The 2191-nt window shown below is 32.6% G+C and carries 2 protein-coding genes; both read right to left on the bottom strand.

What is annotated here, in order from left to right; all coding sequences use genetic code 11:
* Positions 1-517 (bottom strand): ATP-binding protein (locus tag BMX53_RS18850; RefSeq protein ID WP_074748525.1); only part of this gene is annotated, 517 nt, incomplete at its 3' end.
* A gap of 12 nt (positions 518-529) precedes the next feature.
* The gene (gene istA / locus BMX53_RS18845) at positions 530-2035 is read right to left on the bottom strand and encodes an IS21 family transposase (protein WP_240485560.1); all 1506 of its coding nucleotides are present in this window, start codon (positions 2033-2035) and stop codon (positions 530-532) included.
* Positions 2036-2191 lie beyond the last annotated feature (156 nt).

Here is a 2191-nt window from a genome sequence, read left to right as displayed (position 1 = left end):
GTTGTAATCCAAAATCATCTAAAATAAGTACATCAGTGGCGCTTAATTTTAGCAATTCTTTTAAATAACTACCATCAGCTTTAGTCATAGCCAAACGATGTAATAATTTACCTAAATTGTAGTATTTTACTTTATAACCAGCTACACAGCTTTGGAAGCCTAGTGCAGTAGCTAAGTAGCTTTTCCCTGTTCCAGTACAACCAGTAATAATGATATTTTGATTTCGATCAATAAAACTACAATCAGATAATCTTATAAAAGTGTTTTTATCTAAGTTTCTCTCAGCAGTAAACTTTACCTCTTGTAAACTAGCTTGATAGTGGAATCTAGCATTTTTTATAAGCCGCTGAGTCTTATCATTATTTCTTTGGTTATCTTCTGCCTCAACTAACCAGGCTATAAACTCGTCATTGGTAAAAGAGTCTATAGCTTTAGTTTCTAAGGATGATTCATAGGCTCTTTTCATACCATTAAGCCTAAGTTTTTGCATTTTTTCAATTGTTGCATTAACATTCATAAACATAAAGATTTAGTTAAAATAATTATTCCCTCTGATATTCTCATGTTGGGGTATAGCTTGTAAGTTTTGTTCTAATTCCTGTTGATCTAATCCGTTTTTTAAAATATTTTCAATAGCCTTATAGCTTATATGTTCATAAGCTAACGCTCGTTTACAAGCTAAGTTTAGTCTAGAATTCCCTACTTTACTAGCAAAGGACAAAACAGCTATACATGATTTAAAGCTCTGTTCTACAAAGGTTTGTTTGTGCAGTATTTTCCCAATAAAAGCTTTTGTTTCAGGGCCTATTTTATTGGCCCAACTAATAAAATACTCTTCACTCCAACCTGCATTATATTGACTTTTTGGCGGTAAATGCTCCTTTAAGGTTGAGTATCCACTAGTTCTCCTATTACGAGGATGAACAGCAATGCGTTGATAGTTATGATAGATTTCAACAATATTTTGATCTACAATAAGAGTTACTTTCTTTCCTAAGTACTGATATGGAACACTGTAGTGGTGTTTGTCCTCTCTAAAATCAACGTGATAGTTTTTTAATACAGTAGCTGTTTTATAAGTTTTAATTGGATATAAATCGATTGGTAAAGCTTTAAGAGCTTGTTTTTCAAAATCCAAGAACATCTCTGTTCGGCTGCTTTGTTTCTTCTGAAAAGGATAGTCATTGTAAGGCTTTAAAAGTTTTTTAATAGCTGTGTTTAGCTGATTTATACTGAAAAATATCTGACCATGTAGTTTGGTGTAGATTCGGCTATAGGTAATATTAACTGCCATTTCCACTGGAGATTTATCCTTAGGTTTTCTGACCCTAGCAGGCATTATAGTGGTATCATAATGCATGGCAAATTTTAATAGTTGCTGATTTAATTCTGGTTCAATACGGTGTGGTTTAATTACTGCTGACTTTAGGTTATCTGGTACAATACAATTAGGTACACCACCAAAATAGTGTAATGCATTTTCAATACTTTTTATAAAATCAGGGGCTTTTTGACTTGCACAAGCCTCTACATAAGTATATTGACTAGCGCCTAGAGTGGCTACAAAAACTTCTACTTTACTAATATTTCCTGTTTGTGGGCATACAATTTCTAATTTTTTGCCAGCATAGTCAATGAATAGCTTTTCACCTGCTTTATGTTCAATAGGTACATAACCTTTTCCTTGAGCACACCAATTACTATAAGCCTCACAAAACCTACTATATTGGACCCCTTCAGGGTATTTCTCTTTGTATTGCTCCCATAGTATTAATCTTGTAAAACCTACTTGTGGTAACATTCTATCTACATAGGGAAAATACTCTAGTAGATCTGTAGTAACCTTATCGTTTTTGATTTCTGTCAGCAGATTAGGAGTATGGAATAAATCTGCTAAATCTTTTTCACTTAATTTGTCTAATTCACCAAAACTAAGCCCTGATTTACAAATATTATCTACATATTTAATCAATGTAGTTCTTGAAATTCCTAAACTAGATGCGATTCTAGAATTAGAAATTTCTTTGATTTTCATCTTAATGATACTTTTTATCATGGTCGTTGAGATAGGTTTATTAGCCATAACTTTGTGATTTTTAATCACAATTTACACTAAAAAACTAAGCTCAGAACTGTTCAGTTTGCACCGGAATCATCTGTTCAGTTTGCACCGGAATTACCTGTTCAGTTT

It is taken from the genome of Myroides marinus (assembly GCF_900109075.1).
Classification (GTDB): Bacteria; Bacteroidota; Bacteroidia; order Flavobacteriales; family Flavobacteriaceae; genus Flavobacterium; species Flavobacterium marinum_A.
This window is presented reverse-complemented; position numbering and strand designations above follow the sequence as displayed.

Bases quoted from the DNA above. Each gene is read 5' to 3' on its own strand.
- istA (WP_240485560.1), bottom strand. From the start codon at position 2,035: ATGAAAATCAAAGAAATTTCTAATTCTAGAATCGCATCTAGTTTAGGA.